Source organism: Ideonella sp. A 288 (assembly GCF_002198735.1).
Lineage (GTDB): Bacteria > Pseudomonadota > Gammaproteobacteria > Burkholderiales > Burkholderiaceae_C > Pseudaquabacterium.
On record NZ_MWLO01000135.1, the window covers coordinates 11,759 to 33,199 of the forward strand.

The window sequence follows — 21,441 nt, forward strand, 5'->3', positions numbered from 1 at the left end:
CTTGCTGGTGTTGGCAGTGGTCGAGGGCAGCACGATGGTGTCGGCCTTGGTGTCCGTGGCCTGGTTCTGGATGACCAGCCGCACCGCGTCGTCGATCAGCGACAGCAGCATGGCTGCACCGATGCGTTCGCCCCAGCGCTTGTCGACATGGCCGTCGATGCCCGATTCGCCGAGCGGGCCGGTGGCGGGCGAATCGATGTCGACGGTCACGCCATGCGGCGTGCGGATCCGCGTCCACAGCACCGGTATGCGCACCATGCCGGGCCGGACCGAGGCGATGCGGTACTCGCCGTCGAGGTGCGAGCCGCGCTCGACCAGCAGCACGCGGCCGTCGTCGCCGAAGACGTTTCGCTGCACCTGGCAGCCGACCAAGCCCGAGGTGGCGCTGATGACGCGGGTCTTCAGCGCACAGGTGAAGGCCGTGCCCTTGGGCAGGGTCAGGCTGCGGTGGCCGAGCATCGAGGCGGCGACGCGTGGGGTGGAGGAGGCCAGGAGCTGACCGCCGAAGAGGCCGGCGGTGGGGGAGGCAGCGACACTGGCGGCGTGGGAACCGGTGGCCTGGCCGCCCAGCAGTTGCGAGCCCAACGCGGCGCCCGATGCCAGCGGCTCGGTAGGCTGGCCGCTCACCGCGGCCGCGCTGCGGGTCAGCGAGTCCAGCAGTCCCTGCAACTGGTTCTGGTAGTCCTGCAGGTTGCGCGCGGTGGCGGCCATCGGATCGTTTGGGTCGATGGGCTCGGGTCGCGCGTCGACCTCCGCCTTCGGAGTGGCAGCAGGCGACTGGGCGATCGCAGCGCCAGGCCGGGTCGACACCAGCAGGACCGGCGCGTCCTCCGGCGCGATGGTCTTCGACCCACTCGATGTCGCAGAGCCTTGCCCGCTGCGCCGCACGCCGATCGGCTCGGCGACCTCGTCGGCAGTCGGCACCAGTGCCGGGATGCGCGGCGCAGTCGGCATCGCCGCGCTGGCCGCCACGGCGGCCGGCATGGCTNCGACGCGGCTCCGCCGTGGCGGCCGCAGGCCGGTCACGCGACAGCTTCGATTCGTCCGGCTCACCCGGCGTCTGTCTGCTGATCGCGAACCGTTGGAGGCCATAGGCCGCCATGGCGATCAGCGCGAGCGTCGGCAGCGCAACCGCCAGCAGCCCCTTCCTCGACATCGAGGCGCGCTTCGGCACGGCCACGTTTGGGATACCGGGCTCGCCGGGCAGCGGCGAGATCGCGTTGGGGTCCGGATCCGGTTCGGGGCTTCGGTCGCTGGTTCGCTCAGTCATGGCGTTGCTCCAATGCTGGCGCCGCGCGGCGCGGCAAAGCCCCGTCGGCCTTCACGACGCGCTCGACGCCCGGCACGGTGGTGCCACCACCAGGCGGCACGCCGTCGATGTCGAAGGCTTCGTTCCACAGGCCCACGACCGCAGAGCCGGCGCGCAGCATCAGCCGACGGCTGACCCGGTCGACGACCAACAGGTCGTCTTCCATCCGGGCGTTGACCAGGGTCTCGCTGCCGTCGCCGAGCACGTGGAACACCGCCGGCACCTCGCGGTTGCCCGGAAAGCGCAGGTAGGTGAACCGGCCGTCGTCGAAGACCAGCGTCGGCACGATGTCCTGCGATCCCTTGCCTTCGGCGATCGTGTAGTTCGTGTTCATCACCTGCGGGCTGGCCTGCAGGCGTTCGGCGACGAGTTCCTGGGAGGAGGGTGGTGGTGGCAAGGCCGGCAGCGCCCCGAGCGGCGCCAGGTCCCTGAGGCTCGGCCGCAAGGGCGAAACAGTCCGGACCTCGGGCGCCTTGACCCTCAGCCGGTACACCGGTGGTTTGGGATCTCCGTCCGCGAGCACCACGAACCGGAACGCATGCGTGCGCCGGTCGGTGACGACGGCCAGGTTGTTCGGTGCCGAGGCCGCGCGCTTGGCCTTGACGAAGAGGTTGCGCCCACCCGGCTGCGCGGCGATGCACCAGGCGGCGTCGGGCTTGCTGCAGTCGCCGCCCAGGCCCGCGGCGACCTCGGTGATGGCCTCGTCAGCGCCGAGCATCACCAACGTCACGACGCCGCGCTTGACCGGCACGGTGACGACGGCCTGCGGGTCGTAGGTCACTTCGCGGAGGCGAGGATCCGGAGTCGCTGGTTCGGCCGCTGCGGCCAAGGCCAACGCCATGGCGACGGTGCCGAGCGCGATCAGCACGGTCCATCGACCAGCGATCGCGTTCATGGCTTCGCTCCCGGCGCGGCCGTGTTGATCTCCGGGTCGGACCGGTACGCGGTGACGACGAACCCGAACGGGTTCTCCATCCGGTCGCGCTCCTTGGCCAGCACCTTAGGCTGGTACTGGTAGACGATGCTGGCCACGTGCCGGGTAGTCGCCTCGGGCAGATGGCGATCGGTGAGCCGCACGGCCTTGTCGTAGGTGACGGTGGCCTCGCCGCGGTTGCCGTTGCGGCCCGACGCCGCCAGGCGCACGCCGACAATGTGGATGCGCCAGTCCTCGCTGCCGGCGAGCCTCTTCTGCAGCGCCGTGTCGCCCTCGAACTGGCGGTTGTAGTCGGCAAACACCGCCGGCACGGCCATCCGCGCGACCTGGTCGAAATCGCGCTGCAGGAACATCCAGCTGTAGCCCTCGCGGGCGCGCACGAAGGTGGCCAGGTTGTGCTTGTCGAGTGCCTCCATTGGCGGGATGGTTTCGACGCTCAGCCGCTGCTGGATCGTGGCCTCGCCGGTGACGCGGTCGACGACGATCGGGATCTCGACGACGCGGCGCAGTGGCCCCTGGACGAAGACCGCGGCGATGCCGACAAGGCCCAACGCCAGGCCGGCAACGGCGACAGTCCATGCGCGTCGCTCGGAGCGTTCGAGCATCAGCGCGCGGTCGATCTCCCAGGCGCGGTTGCCTTCGAGCGTGTTCGGTTCCGCGGCATCGGCCTGGTCGCGCGGGCGATCGGGCCATGCAGCGGCTCTTCCTGGCGTCAGGACGGCATTCATGGGGTGACCTCAGGTGGACTGGGGGATCGGCGCCTGGCTACGGCAGGAAGTCCGACAACTTGCCGTGGCGGGCCAGCATCTCGTACTGGCGCTCGCGTTCGCGCGAGCGGGCGATGCGCTCCTCGCTGTCGGCCATGCCCTGCAGCATCTGCACCTGCGAGATCTCGTGCGCGAGCAGCGCGTTCTCGGCGCCGATGCGGGCCTGGATCTCCTGCACGGCCTTCTGGTCGACGGTGGCGTCGATCTGGCCCATCAGCGCCTGGATCTGCGCGAGGCGTCCGGCGGCCGACTTCATCGCGTCCTGCAGCAGGCCCTTCTGCTGGTAGGGCTGGGCCAGCACGGCCTGGCACGCGGTGCGGGCGCGTCCGGCCAGGTCGAGGCAGTTGTAGACCATGCCCGCATCGCGCAGTGCCTTCGCGGTGCCGTTCAGGCCCCCATAGCCCGCGGCGTCGACGGCGTTGAGGAAGGCGTAGGCCTCGGGGGGCACGTAGTTGCGCAGCAGCGGGTTGTTGAAGACATTGCCCAGGTTGCGCACGCCGTTGATGCTGTCGAGGTGGGTCTTCAACTGGGTGATCTGCTGCACCTGGTTCTTGATCTTGGTGACGTCGTGGATCACCTGCTGGATGGTCTGGATCAGGTTGGCGGTGTCGATGACCGGGATGCCCTGGGCTTGGGCAGTGCCGAAGGCGAATGCCACAGCGATGGCTGCGGAGGATTTGAGGATCGTGGGCATGGTGACGCTCCTGTGTTGAGTGAGGATCACGACCGGCGGCCCCGCAGGGCGGCCAGCTTGTAGGCAGCGATGCGGGCGGCGCCAGCGCCCTGGCGGGCCATCGCGCCGGTAGCCCGACCGGCGGCATAGGCAGGGCCGGCGCCGGCCTGGATGACGCCACCCGCCGCGGCACCACCGGCGGCTCCGCGCGCGGACGATGCCGAGCGCAGCCCCGACACCATCATCGCGTTCTGGATCATCTGGATGCCCTGCTGCACCGCCGCGCCGCCGGTCAGGGCCGAGGCCAGGCTCGGCGCCTGGAAGCAGATGACGGCCATCAGGGTCATCAGCACGCAGTAGCGCGTGGCTTCGCCGAGGACGTTGAACGCCGCACCGAGGAACCCGCCGCCCGCCTGGATGGCCACGAACATCTGATTGCCCACGAACGCGCTCAGGCCCAACGCGAAGAATGCGAACCAGGTGAGCACGACGGCGTTCAGCACCATCGACAGCCAACTGTCGAAGAAGCGCTGCGTTGGCCGCCACGCCAGGCAGAACACGAACAGTGGCCCGACGGCGATCACGAAGGTCAGGAACAGCTTCGACAGCGTGACCACGAACAGCGCGATGCAAAGGAAGACCATGGTGCCGAGCGAGAAGATCGCCGCTGCAAGCAGCAGATCGAGTCGGAACATGCCGGCCTCCTTCATGATGTCGGCCACCTGGGTGTTGGCGTCGTCGTTGAACTTGTCGAGCAGCGCGTATGGCGTGGCGATAGTGGCGGGGTCCATCCCGTCCGGCAGGAAGGTGCCGGCAACGCCCATCGCCAGCGCATCGGCCGAGTCCGCCACGTTGGCGATGTAGAAGCCGGACTGCAGCGCGAAAGCCAGGATCATCCCGAGCTTGAAGACCTTCCACAGGAAGCTGGGCACCGTCTCGGGCACCTCGTTGCGCAGCACGGCCCAGCCGTAGAGGGCCACCCACAGCGTCATCGCTGTCAACGCGATCGGCGTGATCGCGGCCATCAGTGCCGTCACCACGTCGAGGACATAGGTGTCGAGCACGTCATCGAACTTCGCTCCCATCCACGCAAACATGATCAGCCTCCGATCTATTGAACGGCGTCGTACGGCAGGTTCGACGGGGGGCGGGCGTGCATGTCGACGCACTTGCTGCCCAGATCCGGGTACTGGCACCAGAACCATGTCGACCCTTTGCGTGCGACCCACAGGCGCGCCAATCGGCGCGCGCCGTAGCTCGAGGATCGGCAGGTGGATGGCCGCGCGAAGGGCTCGGTGCACTCCCGAAGGCCGTCGCTCGTCTCGACCATGTGCCAGGCGCCGGCATGGCAGCCGTCATCGGCTGCACAAGGCCGGAACTGGCTGGCAGGGCCTGTGCTCGGCATGGGCGGCGTGTAGAAGCGTCGCGAGCCATCGGGCATCAGCCGGACAGCCTCGTTGCCCTTGATGAACTGGGCCGATGCGGCCGTCGCGGCCAGGGTGAGCACCGCCAGTCCGATGCCTTGTCGGAGGATGCTCATGGCACGCTCCTGGAAGCCAGCGCCTTGCGCTCGTGCACTGCGTGCAGCAGTGCTGGAAGCCATTGGGTCGGATCGTCCCCATGCCGCGCACGCACCGCATCGAGCAGCCGGACGTTGTCGGTGGTGGCCGACAGCACGGTGACAAAGTCGTCCAGCCCCGTGAGGTCCAGCTCGCAGATCGCGCTGGCGTGCCCCTGCTTGACGAGGAACCGGTGGCCGCCGTGGACCCCCAGGCCGCGCACGATCTCGAACTCGGCGGCGCTTAGGCCGAAGCCTTCGATGTACTCCTCGCGCACCGCCTCCGGGTTGGCCAGGAAGATCTTGGTCACGCTCTGCTCAACCATCGTGCGGCCGATCGGGTGGCGCAGCACGTCCGATGGGCTCTGGGTGTCGAAGATGCCCAGGCCGTTCTGCTTGCGGATGGTCTTCTGCTTCTGCTTGGCGAAGTCGCTGAAGATCTCGTGGTCCAGCGCCTTCCAGAACTCCGAGATCACGTAGATCAGCCGCTCGCCGGTGACCAGTTCCTCCATCACCTGCAGCAGCACCATCATCACCGGCGTGCGCACCTCGGGCAGGTCCAGGAACTCGGTGGTGTCGAAGCCGATCACTTGAGCCGACTCTAGGTCCCGCAGCCGATCCTCGGCCTGGGCGCCATCGCAGTCGAACACCCAACCCAGCGCGCCGCCCTGGCACCAGCGGCCCAGGCGCTCGAACAGGCTGTTCTCACCCGCCTTCGGCAGGTTCTGCCGCACCGTGGAGAAGCGTCGCAGCGGCGCCGGCATCATCGCCACCGCCCGCACGGCGTCGGCGATCGCCCGCTCGTCCACCGGCAGCAGCGGCAAGGCCGGCGTGGCGATGCAGGTGCGGATCAGCTGCTCCCAGAACTGGACGCGCGCCGGGGTCGGATCGCGCTGCAGCGGGTTCAGATGCGTCGGCTTGCCGGCTTCGAGCGTGAAGTACCGCCCTCCCAGCGCGCGGATCGCGATCTCGCAACCGCGGTCGAGGTCGAACAGCACCAGGCGCGGCGCAGGATCCCACTTGCGTGTCAACGTCAGCAGGAACATCTCGAGCGTCGTCTTGCCCACGCCGGTCGAGCCGATGATCAGCGTGTTGCCCGGCAGCTTCTTGTCAGCCGAGTCCTCGCCCTCGGGGCTCGAGTGCAGGTTCAGGTAGAAGGGCTGGCCGGAGGGCGTGCGCAGGAGGGCCAGTGCCTCGCCCCACGGGTTGCCGTCGCGCTTGCCGCGCGCAAAGTTGTGGCCGCTGGCCAGCGCCGCAAACGCCCGCGACGACAGCTTGGCGTCCCGCGGCCGCCACTGCCAGTTGCCCGGCATCTGCGCGAACCAGGCCGCGTCGGCGACCAGGTCCACCGGCGACATCTGCAGGCTCGACGCTTCACCCACCGCGCCGATGGCTTGGGCCGCACGGCGCCCGGCATCGGCGATGTCGTCGCCGAAGACGACCAGGCTGTAGTGGTACTCACCCATGCAGAACTGGCCGTCGCCCAGGTCGTTCAGTGCCACGTCCATGTCGGCCACCTGGCTGGCCACCACGTCGTCGCTGGCAATCAGCTGGTCGCGCTGCAGTTCCAGCGCGCGCAGGGCCTCGCGCCGCGGCAGGATCGAGAAGCTCTGCGTCTCGATGAACTCGCTGGCCTCATAGAGCAGGGCGTTCAGGATGCCGGGCTCGACTGCGTCGGCGTACTCCTTGATGTCGACCAGCGCGGCGTAGCGCCGCCGGTCGCCCTGGCGGAGTTCCAGCTTGTCGAGGCCAAAGGACAGGCGAGTGGTGGGCAGCGTGCGGAACAGCGGGCCGGCCGCCAGCGGCACCGGGCGCCAGCAGCCGTTGACCAGGTGGCCGAGGAACTCGGCCAGCTCAGAGTACCGGCGGCCGTGCTGCTCACGCACGCCCAGCAGTTGCGGACCGTAGCCACGCAGCACACGGGCGACCATCGCCGAGCGTTCTTCCATCACTTCGAGCGCACGCGTCTGCGCCTCGGCGATGGCGGCGCGCGAGCGGCTGGACGACTGCAGCGCGCGGCTGATGCGCGAGGGCTGCTGCCGGAAGACCAGGGTCAGGTAGAGCTCGCTGCCCATCATCCGCCGCTCGCCCAGCTTGCGCTGGTACGCGACGGCGAGGTCGCGCGCGAAGCCAACCTGGGCCGGCACCAGCAACGCATCATCGACGACGCGGTGCAGCCGGTGCGTCCAGACGGCCCACTGGCCGCCGGCCAGGTTGCGCAGCAGGCTGCACAGGGCCTCGTGCCGCTCGGCCATCACCGGCTCGTCGGCGCATTCGAAGGGCACACCGTCCAGACGCCAGACGCGCAGGTGGTCGCCGCCGCGGGTGATCACGTCGTGCGGGGTGAGCAGCGACGAGAACGGCACGAAGCGGGTCAGTGGGTTCTCCGCCTTTGCCTGCGCCCAGAAGCGCGGACGCAGCAGCGGGAGCGGGGACCGAGCACGGCCGGAAGCGGATCTACGCATGCCAAGCATCGCGGGCTCCCCGGTAGAGGGTGGGTGAGTAGCTGCGCGCCTGCCAGAGCCGGCGGTTACGGTCGTGGACCTTCAGCCTCGTGGCGAGGCAGACCTGCCGGATGCGCTGGTCGTCGCGGGCGGTGGCCAGGCGCATCCAGGCCAGCACCGGCGCGATGGCNTTGAAGCCGGCCCAGATGATGGCGATCGTGACCACGGCGATCGAGATCGTCACGAGGATCTCGTTGACGTTGGTGACTGTGGTGTTGATCTTGTCGAAGCCCTGGGCGCGGGCGAGTTTAGGCAGGAGCCCAGTGGCCATCAGGGCCAGTGCGGTGCAGGCCAGACGGGTTTGGTGCGGAATGGAGGAGCGAACGAACGTGGGCATGATGGAGACCTCGAAGGGGAGTGGACCGAAGGGCAGGGAGCGGCGCCGGCTCACGGCGGCACCCCGCTGACGCGTCGGCCTGTCGCGGCGGCCTGCATGACCCGCTGTGCCACCCGTTGCACGTAGCCGTGGCGGAAGCCGGTGACGAAGTTGCCGCTGTAGTAGCAGGACAGGGACTGCCGCAAGGCCGACTGTGGTGCAGCGCGCTGCGACGCTCGCTCGAAGCACTCGTCGAGCACGGCCTGCATCGCCCGCAGGTTCGCGCAGGGGTCGAGGGCAGTGGCTGGCGTCAGCCCGAGCCGGTCGAAGTTGCGCCGGTTGATCTGCGCGAGGCCGAGGCTGAAGTTCCAACCATCTGCCAGCAGCCGTTCCGCCGTGGCCAGGGCTTCGGCGCGGGTGCGCGGCTGCCGATCCAGCACACCGCCGACGACGCCGATGGCATGCGGGTTGAAGCGGCTCTCGACCGCGACGAGTGCGTGGGTGGTGCTGGCGTGCACGGCGGGTGCACAGGCCAGTGCCAGTGCGGAGAAGGTGGTCGCGTCCATGGCCGACTCGACAGTCGATCAGGGCTGAGCCGGCGCGGGTTGCTGCGCCACCTGGTCGACCGGGGCGGGGTCGACACCGGCGTCCCAGGCGCCGAGGCGGGCGCGCGCCGCCCGCGAGAACACGGTGACGGTCTCGCCATCGGTGTTCCACCAGGTGTGCGACCACAGCGCGCCATCGATTTCGACCGTGACCAGGCCGTCGTAGAGGCACGTGTAGACCCAGCCGCCCTCGGTCTCGTGGACGCGCGTGTACTGCGGCGGGCAGGCCTCGGGGGCGCTGGTCCAGAAGTGGCTGGCGGCATTGCCCGCGCCGGCCATCGCGCAGCGCGGGAAGGCGCGGCCGCGGGCCAGATCGCGCAGCACCTGGCGGATCGGCGGCACGCACTGCGGGATCGCCCGCCAGTTCGGCGCGGCGAAGCACAGCAGGACGAGGCAGCCGTCAACGGCGCGAGCTGGCGGAGCGATCGTCGACAGGCTCGCTGCAGTGAACAGGGAGAGCAGACCAGTGCCCACAGGCCCCGAGAAGGCTGATGAAGCGACGTGAAGGTGACGACGAGTGGAGTCGAGTCGGCGCGGCATGATCTGCTCCTGCTGTCTCACCGCGGTCCCGTCCCTGTCGGGTGGTTTGCGCGGTAGGCAGGTTCAATGTAGGCCGCGAAGTGCTCGGTGCTCGCGATGAAATCCAACTGGAAATCAGCAAGCTGCGCAAACCCTCTGATGACGTCCAAACGCTTGGGCGGCGGCAATCAGGCCGTGCGCATCGCGCCGACTGTTGCCACCGTTCGGCGACGCTGACAGGTTTCCGGGATGCTGGACACGGCTCCCTGGATCGGCCGCCGCAGTGCCGGCGCCGATCGCAGGCTCAAGGCCCCTCAGCTCTTGTGCAGACCGAAGCAGGTGAGGCGACGGCCGGCCGAGCGCGGATCCGTCGGGTGTGCCATCCAGTGGGCGTGCGCGGGCAGCATCACCAACTGCCAAACCTGCGGCACCATGCTGGCGAACATCAGCAGCACATAGCCGGTCGGCAGGCGTGGTGAATCGGGCGCAAGGGTCAGGCGATAGAACGGCAACCTGCTGTCCTGGTGGTGCCGGTCATGCAGGCTGATTGACAGGGTCACCCAGGCCTGGAACTGGCAGTCTTCTTCCCAGCCACGACCGAAGCCGACACGGTCGCCAACGTCATCGTCACCAAGACCCCAGTGCTGGATGAAGGTGATGAGCTGGATGCCGAAGGCCACGCCCGCTGCAACACCAAGGTACAGCAGTGCGCCACGCCAACCGCCCAGCAGCGCGAAGGCCAGGGCGGTGGCCAATGTCGTCGCCGTGGCAGCCTGGGTGCGAACGACACCTGGCAGCCCAGCTCCCCAGTGCCGTAGCGGCGATCGATGGCCGAGCAACTCGCCGACGATGCGCGTCAACCGACGGCCTGCGAAGTGCCACATCGATTCCGCCTTGCGCGGCACTTCGGCCAGGTCGGTGTTGCCGGGCCGGCCGTGATGGGCCAGGTGTTCCATGCCCAACGCCGGATAGCCAGTAAAGCCGACCAGCACATGGCCCAGCATGGCGAATCGCTTGTCGCGCCGGTGGATCAGCTCATGCGCAACACAGGTGGCGAAAAGCTGCGTCATCCAGAGGCTGAGGCCCAGTCCGACCCAGGCCACGACATCAGACCCCACTTGCTCGAGCACCGTGCCCATGGCGATGAGCACACTGGCAAACAGCGCTGGCACATAGGCCGCCGGCAGCAGATCGAGCGCGGTCGCCACGTGTTCGTGCCACTCGGGCGGTCCGTCCGCCGGCAACGAGCCAACCACCAGCCGCGCCAGCGGAAACACGAACACAACGACGCCGAACGCCAGCCAGGGCTCACGGATAAGCACCCCGATCAGGAAAAGTACTGGCATCAGGAAGATCGTCAGGTATCCCGAGGCCTGGATCCATTGGCGTCGCATGGTTGCACCTCCTCCGCAGTCGGAGTGATCGTCAGATCAGGCCGTACTCGGCAGCGAGCTGTGCCGCCGCCTTGCGGTTGGGCACACCGAGTCGGGCATTCATCCGCTGGAAGCGCGAGTTGATCGCGTGCGGCGACATGTGCAGCAGCCTCGCCATCGTCTTGGTGCCGATGCCGCGCCGTTCTTGTGTCAACAGGGCCAGGTCTTCGTCGGTGAGCCGCGCCGTCGAGATCACTTCGCGCTTGATGCGTTCTATCCACCAGGCATGCAGTTCCATGGCCAGGCCGCGAGCGACCAGTTTCAGCACCGGGTAACCGGCATCGTCGAAGAACAGAGGTGTCGACGAGCCCAGGCAGAGCACGCCCATGCGAGTCAGCTGGCCACTCGACGGTGCCGGCACGATCAGCGACGAGCGGAAGCCGTACTGCTCGGCCAGCGCCACGACGGCCTTCTGCCCCTCCGACAGATCCGAAATCTCGTGGTCTCGCGCCGGCTCGGAATGGTGCAGTGCGTACTGCAGCCACGGGTCGGCGTCGTACCAGGCCCGACGCTCGTACTCGAAGCACCAGACCGGATCGCACGCCAGCAGAAAGCGGAAGGACTCGTGGGAGTCGTCGTCGTGCACGAAGCTGACAAATGCCGCCGCGTCCAGGCCCATGGCCGCAGCCGCATCCGCCAGCACGGATAGGGCCTGCGCCTCGTCTGTTGCCGCGCTGATCCGGCCGGCGATGGCCGCCAGCCGCCCGGCGTAGTCCGGGGCGGCTGCCAGTTCAGCCAGAGTGGGCCGCGTGGGCGAGCATGTCGAAGAGGTCATCCCCATGGCGCGTCACCTTGTCGGACAGCAGGGGGTAGTTGAAGCGCGCGGCGTCGGCCGCACACCATCGATGGAACTCTGCGCGCGTGCCGAATCGCGCGGCCTGCATCACCCGCGCCGCGCCGGATCGTTGCACCATGCGGCGCACGAAGAGGCCATCCGCCGTGCACTGCAGGCTCACGGTCACCGTGCCGTCCGGACTGCACTCGGTGACGACCTCGGGTCTCTCGCCCTCAGTCCATGGAGCGAAGGTCGTCTTCATCATCGATCAACGCATGGTGGCAGCGCTGGCACGACAGCTTCTGCAGGTCTGATGCACTGGGTGTGATCGGACAGGTGTGCGCCGTTTCGTCGCCACAGTTCGGGCACTCGAGCACCAGGACGTTGAAGTGCTCGCGGCAGCCATCGCAGACCAGCCGAACCGACTCGCCCGGCGACAAGACCTCGTAGGCGTCCACGTCGACGGTGCCGCAGTACGGACAGCGGTAGCTGAGGCAAGACTGGGCGTCTGGCGTTTCGAGTTCCATGCGGCACCTCACTTTCTTGGGAGCATGCGCGGCAACGCGATATTTACGCCGGAGTCGGTCACCTGTCCAGCGGCGTGGCGGATGCCACCACAGGAAACAGGAGGTAACCATGCGGTACCAATCGGGGTCGGTCTTGTCGTAGGCTGGAAAGCCTGTGCTGCCGCTGGGGCCGTGACCTTGCCGTCACCGCGCCCCGATCGGCAAGGAGGTTGGACATGTGGATCCTCATCGCGCGAGCACCCCGTCCCGATGCACCGTACTGGCGCGGGCGGCGAACCCTGGCGCTGATCGATGCCGCCCTGTGGCCGATCCTGGTCGCCACTGCGTTGAACCACCTGCCGCTGAGCGCGGGCCTGGCCGGCTCGGTCCTGATGGCGGCATGCGTCTTGATCGGCGCGCGCTGCGTGTCGGTTGCCATGTGGGACGTCGGGCAGTACCGGTTCATCACGGCACGCATTGCGGTTCCCTTGGTCGTGCTGCTGGCCGTTGGCGCGGTGCTGAAACTCGCCGCGTAGCGCTCAGTGGCCCGCGGCGGGCAGCGATTCGCTCCACCGGTCCAGATCTGCCCGCCGCCAGCCGACGGCGCGGCCGGCCAGTCGCACTGGCGACGGAAACTGCTTGGCCGCGATGAGGCGGTAGATCGTGGAGCGCCCCAAGCCCGTCAGTCGAACGACGGCTGACATGCGGAGATGCTGCTGGGGAAGGATGTTGACGGCGGCTGCGGTGGCAGCAGCGGCGACGCTGGCGATGTGCTGAGGCATGGCGGCATCCTTGTCTCGTTGTCGGCAGTCTATGCACGGCTCTGGGCGTCTCGCGCGATGAATTGCAGCAAAAAATCGGCAGATGCTTTTTGAGGTGGGCGGGTGCGGAGTGGATCCTGCTGCCTTGTGCGCCCTGGCGTTGGATTCTGCGCGTGGCGGCAATGCGAATCGAGAAAAGTCCTGGGCGCTGCAGCACGGCGTCCAGTGGTCAGCGCTTCAACGGTTCAGAGACCAGCGCGCCGGTGCTCAGCTTGTCGATGGGGGAGACTCGACACACACGAAAGCCGACGCCGCCGCTTTGGTACTCGGGTGCGAGGACGTTGCGAATGGCTGCGCGCAGGCCCCCGGCGTCGCTGACCCAGGAGCCACCGCGCAGCACGCGCAAAGGACCCTTCGTTTCGCCTCCTGGGTCAGCCTGGTCGTCAACCCACTGCCAGACATTGCCCGCCATGTCGAAAAGACCCCAAGCGTTGGCGGGGTAGCTGCCCACCGGCGTCGTGCGCCCCGGCGCGCCTTCGCAGTCAGCGCAGTTGGCCCGTTGGCCCGGTGGTTCGTCGCCCCACGGGTAGCGCGCTTCCTTGCCTGCGCGCGCCGCATACTCCCATTCCGCTTCGCTCGGCAAGCGGTAGCGCTGGCCCGTAGCCCGGCTGAGCCAGGCCACATAGGCCTGGGCGTCGAGCCAACTGACGTTGATGACCGGCCGTTGGTGGCGGCCCCAGCCCTGGTCAGTTGGGTAGATGATCTTGCCGCCGCTGTCCCACACGTAGTGGTCGTACTCCAGAAACGTCACATCGAATCTGCCGATGTCGCAGGGCTTGTCTAGTGTCACCTCACGCGCAGCCGGCAGCCCTGCCTTCGCGCAGTTTTGACCGACTTCGACATCGCGCCCCGGCTTGCAGCCCATGGTGAATCGATTGGGCTTCAACTCGACGGTTTCCGGCACAGGCAGCGATCCCAGGGTCCACTTGATCGGCATGAAGACATAGGTGACCGGCAGGTTGTTGGACGCGACCCACCATAAACCGTGCACCGCAATGCCCAGAAGCGGAACGAGCACTGCCAACATCGTTGCCGCTGTGAACTTGACGCGCCTGCTTCGCGCCGTCATGTGCCGTAAGGCTTCATACTGGGCATGTTTCGCTTCAACCAACTGCGCTTCCAATTGCTTCTTCGCCAGATCGGCTTCGCGTGCAGCTTCCCGCTGGCTGGAGGCTTCGAGGCGGGTGGTCGCGAGTTCCGATTGCGAAACCCGCGCGTCCAGCGCTGACCAGTCCAGGTGATGCTCCAAGAGTGTGGCCAAGCGTGAGTAGGCGGCGCCGAGCGAAGTCGGGTCGGCACGTTCCCGCGGCCCTTCAAGCACAGGAATCGCTTCACCGAAACTCCAACTTGCAATGTACGGGATGAACAGGCGCAGCAATGCTTCCGCCGGTTCCACAGCCTTCGGCAGCCAGTCGCGATACAGCTCGCCAAACTCGTCGGCAAAGATCTTCTGCCAGGCTTGAAATTTCTGGGACTCGCGGTCACGTTCGTCGCGTGCCGGCACGGGCACGCCCAGGAGCTTGGACCGCTGTATCGGCAGCTTTGATCTCGCACGAACCGCCCGCGCCATCAGGCCCTTGATGCCTTCCACGTTCTGATAGTTCGTGACGAACATCAGCACCAGCACATCGGGCAGCAGCACCGTGCAGATGTCGCCGATGTCGGTGATGCCGGTGCGGCTGTCCACCAGCACGAAGTCGTAGGCAGCGCGCCAATCATTGCGCAAACGCTCAATGTAGTTGCCAATCTGGTGTTCGCTGAACAGGGTTTCCCAATTCAATTGCTGCACGCGGTGGCGGTAGTCGTCGTTCCGCTTGCCTGCCGAGATGATGTCCAGAGAATGGCCAACGAATTCAGCTTTCAGCAAACACTCACGCCAATCAAGCGGCCGCCCGTCGGCATGCGCCTCAAGAAGATCAATGACACCGTGGACCGCTGTAGGATCGCCCTTCAGCTTTGCCGAATGCCTGAAATAGGCCTCCAGGCCAGGTGCCTCCAGATCCCAGTCGATCAACAGCACCCGATGACCTGATGAGGCCAGGATTACCCCCACATTCGCCAGCGCCATCGACCTTCCCACTCCGCCCTTGTAGGAATAGAAGGTGTAGACGATGCCCGGGGCGCGTTCCCGGTCCGATTCAAGGCGCTCAGACATCGGCGATGCGTCCGATGGGCAGTTCCGGCTGGGTGTCGTGTTCCGAGGCGATCAGGACAGGGAACGCTTCGTCGTACGGCGGGGCGGCGCGGATCAAGGCCGCCAGATCACGAGCGAAGGGACGAAGACGCGATTCTTCAAACCGTACCGCCGATTCAGTGTCCCAAAAGCGTGGCATCGTAGACGCAAACTCGCTGAAGTCCAGAGTCTGAATGGCTTTGGCGGTGTCGGGGAAAGTCTCGCCATCGTGAAATGACGCCGGGATGATGAGCTGTGCCCCATAGTTGACCTCCCGCTGGAGGAAGCTTTGCCATTCCGACAAGCACCAGGACGAACGAAAGTACAGCGGCGACCAGACGCAGACCAAGCATTTTGAGCGCCGCAGCGAATCGGCAATCTTGGCGCTGAAGCGAGATCCAGTGCGTATCTCTTCGTCGTCGAAGAAGATTCTCACGTCTGTGCGGGCCAACTCCAGGCGCAGCCAATAAGCGATCTTGTCTTTGACGCGCCGATGCCAAGCGTCACTCTCCCGATCCCGCTTGTAGCTAAAGAATGCGTCGTATGCGTATGTCACGTGCTGCCCTCCCCAGTTCAGCGACCCGATCTGCGCCGTAGCATAGCCCGACGGGCGGGTGCCCTTGAACTCCCGCAATCACCTGCCCTTGAACAGAAGAACCAGCGCCACGCCGAATGGCGTGAAGTTGTTGACATGGCGCGTCACCACTGTCAAGCCCTGCAGTCTGGCGGTCACCGCGATCATCGCGTCCCCACGAACCGAGTCAGGCATCCGGTGCATCAATTGCGCTCACGCCCTGAACACCACCGCGCACTTCGGCAGCGTTGTAGGGCGTGGCGACCTGGGCATGGGCCTCGTGCGCGGCAGCGGTCATCGAGCGATTCTGTACGGACCGGGAGTGGACGAGCGCATCGGTGTTTCCCCCCCCAATTGGGGAGGCAGCCTTGGCCCGCAGGCCCCGCGGCTTGCCGGCGGCGCCCGCGGCGAGCGAAGATCGCAGGCGCCCTGGCCAGCGAGGAGCTCCACCTTGACCGACAGCCCGATCCCCGAGATCTATGTGCTCTGGCACCCGTGCTGCACCATCGGCGAAACGCTGGCGCGGAGCATCTACGCCTGGCTGCGGCCAGGCAATGGCCTGGGCCCCCAGGTGTACTACCGCAGCCTGACAGAACCCGGCGGCACCGCAGGAGGCCTGCCGTTGGCATTGCCCGGTGAGCAGCGCGCCGGACGAGCCACCCGTGAACCCGTGCCGCCGAGTTCGCGCCAAGTGAACCTGCAGATCGTGATCCTGCTGATCGACGACCACATGATCGCCGACATGACCTGGCGCCACTGGCTCACCGCCCTGGCGCGTGACAAACCCGCCGTGCGGCGGGCCTTCGTGCCGGTGGCTCTGGATTCGACCGCGTACAACGTGCCGGCGCCGCTTCGCGAGCTGAACTTCCTGCGGCCCGCGGGACTGCCCCTGACCGAGCCCGAGGGCGCCAGGCGCGACGCCGCGCTCGAAGCCAGCGTGCGATCGATGCTGAAGCAACTCACCGAAACCCTGTGCCGCACGATGCTGACCACCCCGACCGCACCGGCCACCGGTGACAGCGCAGGGCAGGGCAGCCTGCCCAAGATCTCGATCTTCCTCAGCCATGCCAAGGCCGACGGCACCACGCCGGCCAAGCGCATCCGCGACCACATCTACAGCCAGACGCAGCTCACGGCCTTCTACGACGAGAACGACATTCCGTTCGGCTCGGTGTTTGCGCAGGTGTTGCAGTCCAACGTCGCGTCGAAGCAGACGGCGGCCATGATCGCGGTGCGCACCGAGCGCTACGCCAGCCGCCCCTGGTGCCGGCGCGAACTGTCGCTGTTCAGGCGGCCATGGCAAGAACCGCTGCCCGCCGCCATGACGACCGAACACTGGCGCTTGCACCCTATGGTGATCGTGGATGCGCTCGAGCCCGGGCGCCAGACCCTGGGCGTGCCCGAATTTGGCAACGCCACGGCCGTGCGCTGGTCAGACAGCCTGCCCGACCAGGAGGAGACCATCGTGACCCTGGTGCTGCGCGATGCGCTGCTGGCGGCCTTTCATGCGGCGCTGGGCCGGTCGCTGAAGCTGTCGCCCGGCACCCTGGTCTTGAACTGGCTGCCCGACCCGACCACCTTGCTGCACATTCCCAAGGTGCGCGATGGCCTGGCTGAAGTGCAGTTGCTGCACCCGGGCCGCGGTTTGTCGGGGTTGGAATTGGCGGTGCTGGACGAACTGTTTCCGCGGGTGTCGTTTCATTGCTTCGATCAGGCGGCGGCATGAGTACCTCGTCCACTTCACCCAACGCCGTTGCCGGCGCCAAGTACTTTTCGCGCAGCAGCGCGAGATTGACCGTCGGCATTTCGGTGTCGTACGAGCGCGATCACCTGCTGGCCCGCGGCATGGGCCTCGAACATCTGCGCGAACTGCTGCTGCGCCTGGCCCGACCGCTGCTGCGCCGCGGCGGCTACATCGCGTATTCGGGCCACTGGGAAGAGGGGCCCGAGAACTTCACCTACGACCTGCTGCGCTTGATCAGCGCCGAGCAGGAAGACCTCAGCGTGGGTGATTGCGAAACCGAACAGTCGATTGGTCGGCTGCTGAACCACAGCGCCTGGCCGCACTACCTGAAGCTGTCGCCACGCATCGAGGCGCAATGGATTCACTGTTGCCGGGTCCTGCGGATCACCCAGCACATGGCCGGCATCGCCCCCGCGGCCCAGGTGGCCGATGACCAGGCCGGCGAGGGCGGTGATCGCGCAAGACTCAATTCCGCCATCTGTCTGAGCAGCCTGCGGCGCCTGGCAACGCAAGGGATGTTCATCGCGAACCCGGCTTTTCCAACGCAGGAGTTCATCGCCCCATTGAGCGCGCGCATCGTGCTGGGCGGCAAGACCAAGGGCTACAGCGGCTTCATTCCGGGCGTGTTCGAGGAGGCGTCACTGGCGCTGGAACGAGGCATTCCGCTTTACGTGCTGGGGGGCTTTGGGGGCGCCGCCGAGGCCCTGGCCGAAGCGCTGCTGGCGCCGGCCAGATCGCGGCAAGACGCCTTGACCGTGGCGTGGCAGGAGGCCGGCACGCCCGAACTGGCCACGCTGCGAACCGCCGCCTCTGCGACCGACTTACCTGTGGGTGTCATGTCGACGAAAGCCTGCCTCGATGCCCTGCACCGGCGCATCAAGGCGGCGCGACCGAAACTGGCGTCGAACCTGCACACCGGCTTGTCCAACGACGAGACCCGCGAACTGCTCGCCACGCGCGACATTAGACGGGCGGTGGAACTGGTGCTGCGCGGCATCAAGACGAGGCTGGGGTTGGATGAACTCCCTGCCTGACGAGCTGGCCGCTGCGGCGCCTGCGGAGGCGATTTCGGGTTCGGTTGCACAGACGGCACACGACTTCGACGCCTTCTTGAGTTACTCGACCCGCGGCGACTATTGGGTCAGCCGCCGGGTCGAATCGTTTCTCGAAGCCTTTCACGCCAGGTTGGCGCCCAGCGGCACCACCTTGCGACCGTTGAGGGTGTGCCGGGACGGCAGCGATTTCCGCCAGGTACTGTCCACGCCCTTGTCGGCTGACGATGCCATCTGGCAGCGCATCCAACAGTCGTTGCAGCGCTCGCGCCGACTGCTGGTGCTGTGTTCGCCGGAATCGGCGGCCTCGCCCTGGGTACAGCAGGAACTGGAATGGACCTTGCACCACAAGGGCGCGGCAGCAGTGCTGCTGGCCGTCACTGCGGGCGACGACCCCTCGGGCCATCCGAGCGGTGTGGTGCCTCCGGCGGCCATCCAGGCTGGCCTGCACCGCAACCATATCTGGTACGACCTGCGCGAATGGCGCGGCGTTCGCGGACCGCTGGTGCGCAATGCCGAAGACGAACTGGTTCGTCTGGCGCTCGACTTGCTGGAATGGCCGCACGATGCGCAATCCGATCTGGCAACCATCTGGCAGCGCGAAGACCTTTCGCGACGCAGGCGCCTGCTGTCTTGGGGACTTGCGGCGGCCAGTGTGTCGGTGGTTGGCGCTGCCGTGGCCGGCTGGCAGTTCCACGAAGCCACGGTCCGTGCCGAGGAAGCCGCCGCTGCGTCTCTGATCCGCATTGCCGATGCACAAGCCAGCGCGTCGCCGTTGACGGCCGCGTTGGTTTTTGCCGAAGCCGCTGCGCAGCGCGCGCCGGCCGACGCATTGGATGTGGGCCATCGATTGCTCGACAAGCCCATCGCACGCGCGCGCCTGCGCGGGCACCGGCATCGCCTGGTCACCGGCCGTTTGACGGCTGATGGCTTCGCCGTCACGGTGGATCAGCGGGGCCACGTGCTGCGGCGCGCCGCCATCGGCATCGGGCCCGATCAGGAACTGGCGTCGGCCGGGGCCGTGGCGGTTGCCGATGCGGTTGTCAGCGCAGGCGGCACGGTCACGACCCTGGGACTGAAGGATGGCGAGATTCGCCAGTTGCGGGCCGGTGGCCCTTCACGCGCATGCATGACGCTGGCCGACGATCCACGCTACCTGCACGTCAGCACCGACAGCCGTGCGGCGTTGATCACCGGCTACAAGGCACAGGTTTATGGGTGCGAATTTGACGATGCCGGCATGCCGGCCGCGCGGGTGCTGCGCACTGACTCCGCCATCGCCGCCGCCTGGTCGGCAGGCGGTGAACCGCATTCGTGGTTCGGCGTCAGCAACCTCGGCGTCTTCTGGCGCTTTGCGGTGCGCGAAGGCGTCGCCATGCGCATGCCAGACGAACACGTGACCGCGCAATTGCGTGACGCCGGCATCGTGCACGGCGCTGTCGCGGGCGCGCAGGGCGCCCTCGCGGTGCAGGCTGGCGACGCCTTGTTCGTGGGCGACATGGGCACCGACCGCGTGCGCCTGGAGCGCCTGCCGGGCAACGCCAAGGTCACCGCCGCGGCGTTCTCGCCCGACGGTGCGCGCCTGGCCGTGGTAACGGCCGATGGAGCGGTCACGGTCTACGCGCGGGCGGGCTTGAAGCTTCTGCGTGTGCTGGAACATCGGCTGCTGTTCTATCGGCTGGGCGCAGACCGCAGCAGCGCGCAGAAGTCTCCCGAATCGTTCGAGGTTGCGCACCTGGCCTGGTCGCCCGACGGGCAGCAACTGGCCACCTTGCAGCCTGGCCGCGGGGTTCAGCTTTGGCAGATGGCCGACGGCCGTGCCGAAGAGCCGCACCTGCTCACGGGCCACGACGGTGCGCAGGACATGGTGTGGTCCGACGACAGCCGGTGGCTGGCCACACCCGGTGACGACGGCGAACTGTTCGTCTGGACCGTCGAGCGTGCCGGCGCAACCGCCACCCGCGTGGCGGCCCGCCTGTATGCCGCCGCCGTCGATCGTCGAACCCGCACGCTGGCCCTGGGCACCGGGGATGGCCGGGTGCTGGTGTTCCCGCAGGGCCGGCTCGAAGCACAACCGGTCGAATGGAGCGCTGCCGACGAATGTGGCGACGACAAGCGGCCGCGGGCCATCGGGCTCTTGCATGTGGAAGCGGAAGGCGGTGCCTTCTGGTCCGCGAGCCAGGGTGGTTTGGTGCGGCGCTGGGACGAACTTGCCACAAGCGCACAGCCGGCCCCGCTGCGACTTTGCGCCGTGGGCACAGGACACGCCTTCAACCCGAAGCTGAAGGGCATGGTGTTCATCGACGGCCAACAGCGGCTCAGCTTGGCCGACCGGCAAGGCGTTCGGGTGCTGGATGCAGTGGCACTGCCCAGCCCGACCGAGGCCCTGGCCGTGTCTGAAAGCGGGCGCTGGATCGCCGCCGGGTTGACCGACGGCTCGGTGGTCCGCTGGGATCTGGCTGCAGGAGTCGTACAACGCAAGGTCCTGAAGGCGCACACCGATGAGGTCCTGTGCCTGGCCATCGACGACCAAGAGGGCCGCGTGCTGAGTGGCTCGAAGGACCGCAAGGCCATGTTCAGTTCGGCCTCGTTCGACGCCGCCGGCATGGCGGTCTGGCAGGGCGACGACGGTTGGATGGAAAGCTGCACGCTGCTGGGCGACCGGGCCTTGGCCGGCTCGTCCACCGGTCGGCTGTGGCGTCTGGACACCGCACACCCGGGCAGCAAATCGGCCCTGGCTGGACGCGTCGATACGGCACACATTGGCCCAATCGGTGCCTTGCACCTCGATCGCCAGGGCACGCTACTCGTCACAGGAGGCGGAATGGATGGGCGGGTTCGCGTGTGGGACGGCCAAAGCCGCAAGCAACTGGCCGACGTGCCGATGGAAAGCAGCGTGGTGGCCATCGTTCCCGATGCCGATCTGCCGTCGGTGACCGTGGTTGCCGAGAGCGGCCTGATCCGTCGTGTGCTGCTCACCGTGCCAGGCGTACAGGCCGCATTGCAGCGCGCCACGTCGGCAGCGCTGTCGCCAACCGAACGCGAGGCTCTGCTCAACGAGTCGGCCGACGACGCCTATTCGCGCTACGTCGAGCGCGAGCGTGCCCGGGACCGCACGCCACTGCCGCGCGATTGGCGCTTTGCCATCCCGTTCTGAGGCCGGCCATGCCCATGGTGC

Annotated in this window: 21 protein-coding genes and 2 pseudogenes; 5 read left to right on the plus strand and 18 right to left on the minus strand. The window is 67.4% G+C overall.

Annotated features, from left to right (window positions below; all coding sequences use genetic code 11):
- Positions 1 to 711, minus strand: a 711-nt coding sequence (locus EOINJALH_RS32845; RefSeq protein WP_310732320.1) for a TrbI/VirB10 family protein, incomplete at its 3' end; no start/stop codon positions are given.
- Positions 712 to 763: 52 nt separating this feature from the next.
- Here EOINJALH_RS32845 and EOINJALH_RS32850 point away from each other — a divergent pair.
- Positions 764 to 988, plus strand: a pseudogene (locus EOINJALH_RS32850) (hypothetical protein); the annotation flags it as partial.
- 274 nt (positions 989 to 1,262) lie between these two features.
- On the opposite strand, the gene EOINJALH_RS19175 reads toward EOINJALH_RS32850, so the two are convergent.
- The 14 genes and pseudogenes from EOINJALH_RS19175 to EOINJALH_RS19235 all read right to left on the minus strand — a co-directional run bounded on the left by EOINJALH_RS19175 (position 1,263) and on the right by EOINJALH_RS19235 (position 11,920).
- Positions 1,263 to 2,177 carry a TrbG/VirB9 family P-type conjugative transfer protein gene (locus EOINJALH_RS19175; protein WP_234413929.1) on the minus strand — a complete coding sequence of 305 codons (915 nt, stop codon included), beginning with the start codon at positions 2,175 to 2,177 and terminating at the stop codon, positions 1,263 to 1,265.
- 23 nt (positions 2,178 to 2,200) lie between these two features.
- Positions 2,201 to 2,971 carry a virB8 family protein gene (locus EOINJALH_RS19180; protein ID WP_088283017.1) on the minus strand — a complete coding sequence of 257 codons (771 nt, stop codon included), beginning with the start codon at positions 2,969 to 2,971 and terminating at the stop codon, positions 2,201 to 2,203.
- A gap of 37 nt (positions 2,972 to 3,008) precedes the next feature.
- A complete protein-coding gene (locus EOINJALH_RS19185; RefSeq protein ID WP_088283019.1) occupies positions 3,009 to 3,704 on the minus strand; it encodes a type IV secretion system protein in 696 nt (231 codons plus the stop codon).
- A gap of 26 nt (positions 3,705 to 3,730) precedes the next feature.
- Positions 3,731 to 4,780 (minus strand): type IV secretion system protein, encoded by a 1,050-nt coding sequence (locus tag EOINJALH_RS19190; protein ID WP_088283021.1) that lies wholly within the window; start codon positions 4,778 to 4,780, stop codon positions 3,731 to 3,733.
- Positions 4,781 to 4,794: 14 nt separating this feature from the next.
- The gene (locus EOINJALH_RS19195; protein ID WP_088283023.1) at positions 4,795 to 5,223 is read right to left on the minus strand and encodes a hypothetical protein; all 429 of its coding nucleotides are present in this window, start codon (positions 5,221 to 5,223) and stop codon (positions 4,795 to 4,797) included.
- Positions 5,220 to 7,715, minus strand: a complete 2,496-nt coding sequence (locus EOINJALH_RS19200) for a VirB4 family type IV secretion/conjugal transfer ATPase (RefSeq protein ID WP_088283025.1) — start codon at positions 7,713 to 7,715, stop codon at positions 5,220 to 5,222. The genes EOINJALH_RS19195 and EOINJALH_RS19200 overlap by 4 nt, the downstream gene beginning before the upstream one ends.
- On the minus strand, positions 7,699 to 7,875 hold a 177-nt coding region (locus EOINJALH_RS32855; protein ID WP_255407133.1), incomplete at its 5' end, for a VirB3 family type IV secretion system protein. The genes EOINJALH_RS19200 and EOINJALH_RS32855, both read right to left, overlap by 17 nt.
- 1 nt (position 7,876) lies before the next feature.
- A pseudogene (locus EOINJALH_RS32860) lies at positions 7,877 to 8,082 on the minus strand (TrbC/VirB2 family protein); the annotation flags it as partial.
- 50 nt (positions 8,083 to 8,132) lie between these two features.
- Positions 8,133 to 8,627, minus strand: a complete 495-nt coding sequence (locus EOINJALH_RS19210; protein ID WP_088283027.1) for a lytic transglycosylase domain-containing protein — start codon at positions 8,625 to 8,627, stop codon at positions 8,133 to 8,135.
- Between the two features lie 18 nt (positions 8,628 to 8,645).
- Positions 8,646 to 9,008 carry a hypothetical protein gene (locus EOINJALH_RS19215; RefSeq protein ID WP_088283029.1) on the minus strand — a complete coding sequence of 121 codons (363 nt, stop codon included), beginning with the start codon at positions 9,006 to 9,008 and terminating at the stop codon, positions 8,646 to 8,648.
- Between the two features lie 491 nt (positions 9,009 to 9,499).
- Positions 9,500 to 10,579, minus strand: coding sequence for a fatty acid desaturase (locus tag EOINJALH_RS19220; protein WP_088283031.1), 1,080 nt, complete (start codon positions 10,577 to 10,579; stop codon positions 9,500 to 9,502).
- A 31-nt stretch (positions 10,580 to 10,610) separates the two neighbouring features.
- Positions 10,611 to 11,393 carry a helix-turn-helix transcriptional regulator gene (locus EOINJALH_RS19225; RefSeq protein ID WP_158219811.1) on the minus strand — a complete coding sequence of 261 codons (783 nt, stop codon included), beginning with the start codon at positions 11,391 to 11,393 and terminating at the stop codon, positions 10,611 to 10,613.
- Positions 11,350 to 11,655 carry a hypothetical protein gene (locus EOINJALH_RS19230; RefSeq protein WP_144290092.1) on the minus strand — a complete coding sequence of 102 codons (306 nt, stop codon included), beginning with the start codon at positions 11,653 to 11,655 and terminating at the stop codon, positions 11,350 to 11,352. The genes EOINJALH_RS19225 and EOINJALH_RS19230 overlap by 44 nt, the downstream gene beginning before the upstream one ends.
- Positions 11,627 to 11,920, minus strand: a complete 294-nt coding sequence (locus EOINJALH_RS19235) for a hypothetical protein (RefSeq protein ID WP_088283037.1) — start codon at positions 11,918 to 11,920, stop codon at positions 11,627 to 11,629. The genes EOINJALH_RS19230 and EOINJALH_RS19235 overlap by 29 nt, the downstream gene beginning before the upstream one ends.
- A 215-nt stretch (positions 11,921 to 12,135) precedes the next feature.
- On the opposite strand from EOINJALH_RS19235, the gene EOINJALH_RS19240 reads away from it, so the two are divergent.
- A complete protein-coding gene (locus EOINJALH_RS19240) occupies positions 12,136 to 12,435 on the plus strand; it encodes a hypothetical protein (protein WP_088283039.1) in 300 nt (99 codons plus the stop codon).
- Between the two features lie 3 nt (positions 12,436 to 12,438).
- Here the strand turns inward: EOINJALH_RS19240 and EOINJALH_RS19245 are convergent, their stop codons facing one another.
- The 3 genes from EOINJALH_RS19245 to EOINJALH_RS19255 all read right to left on the minus strand — a co-directional run bounded on the left by EOINJALH_RS19245 (position 12,439) and on the right by EOINJALH_RS19255 (position 15,449).
- Entirely contained in the window at positions 12,439 to 12,681 is a 243-nt protein-coding gene (locus tag EOINJALH_RS19245) for an AlpA family transcriptional regulator (protein ID WP_088283041.1), read from the minus strand.
- A 208-nt stretch (positions 12,682 to 12,889) separates the two neighbouring features.
- Positions 12,890 to 14,875: a KGGVGR-motif variant AAA ATPase gene (locus EOINJALH_RS19250; protein WP_088283043.1), complete on the minus strand. Its 1,986-nt coding sequence runs from the start codon at positions 14,873 to 14,875 to the stop codon at positions 12,890 to 12,892.
- Positions 14,868 to 15,449: a toll/interleukin-1 receptor domain-containing protein gene (locus EOINJALH_RS19255; RefSeq protein ID WP_158219812.1), complete on the minus strand. Its 582-nt coding sequence runs from the start codon at positions 15,447 to 15,449 to the stop codon at positions 14,868 to 14,870. Before EOINJALH_RS19255 ends, EOINJALH_RS19250 begins: the two co-directional genes overlap by 8 nt.
- A 340-nt stretch (positions 15,450 to 15,789) precedes the next feature.
- On the opposite strand from EOINJALH_RS19255, the gene EOINJALH_RS19260 reads away from it, so the two are divergent.
- The 3 genes from EOINJALH_RS19260 (at position 15,790) to EOINJALH_RS19265 (ending at position 21,420) form a co-directional block, all read left to right on the plus strand.
- Positions 15,790 to 17,193, plus strand: coding sequence for a toll/interleukin-1 receptor domain-containing protein (locus EOINJALH_RS19260; protein ID WP_158219813.1), 1,404 nt, complete (start codon positions 15,790 to 15,792; stop codon positions 17,191 to 17,193).
- A 65-nt stretch (positions 17,194 to 17,258) separates the two neighbouring features.
- Positions 17,259 to 18,245: a hypothetical protein gene (locus EOINJALH_RS31885; protein ID WP_158219814.1), complete on the plus strand. Its 987-nt coding sequence runs from the start codon at positions 17,259 to 17,261 to the stop codon at positions 18,243 to 18,245.
- Positions 18,229 to 21,420 carry a TIR domain-containing protein gene (locus EOINJALH_RS19265; protein WP_158219815.1) on the plus strand — a complete coding sequence of 1,064 codons (3,192 nt, stop codon included), beginning with the start codon at positions 18,229 to 18,231 and terminating at the stop codon, positions 21,418 to 21,420. Before EOINJALH_RS31885 ends, EOINJALH_RS19265 begins: the two co-directional genes overlap by 17 nt.
- Positions 21,421 to 21,441 lie beyond the last annotated feature (21 nt).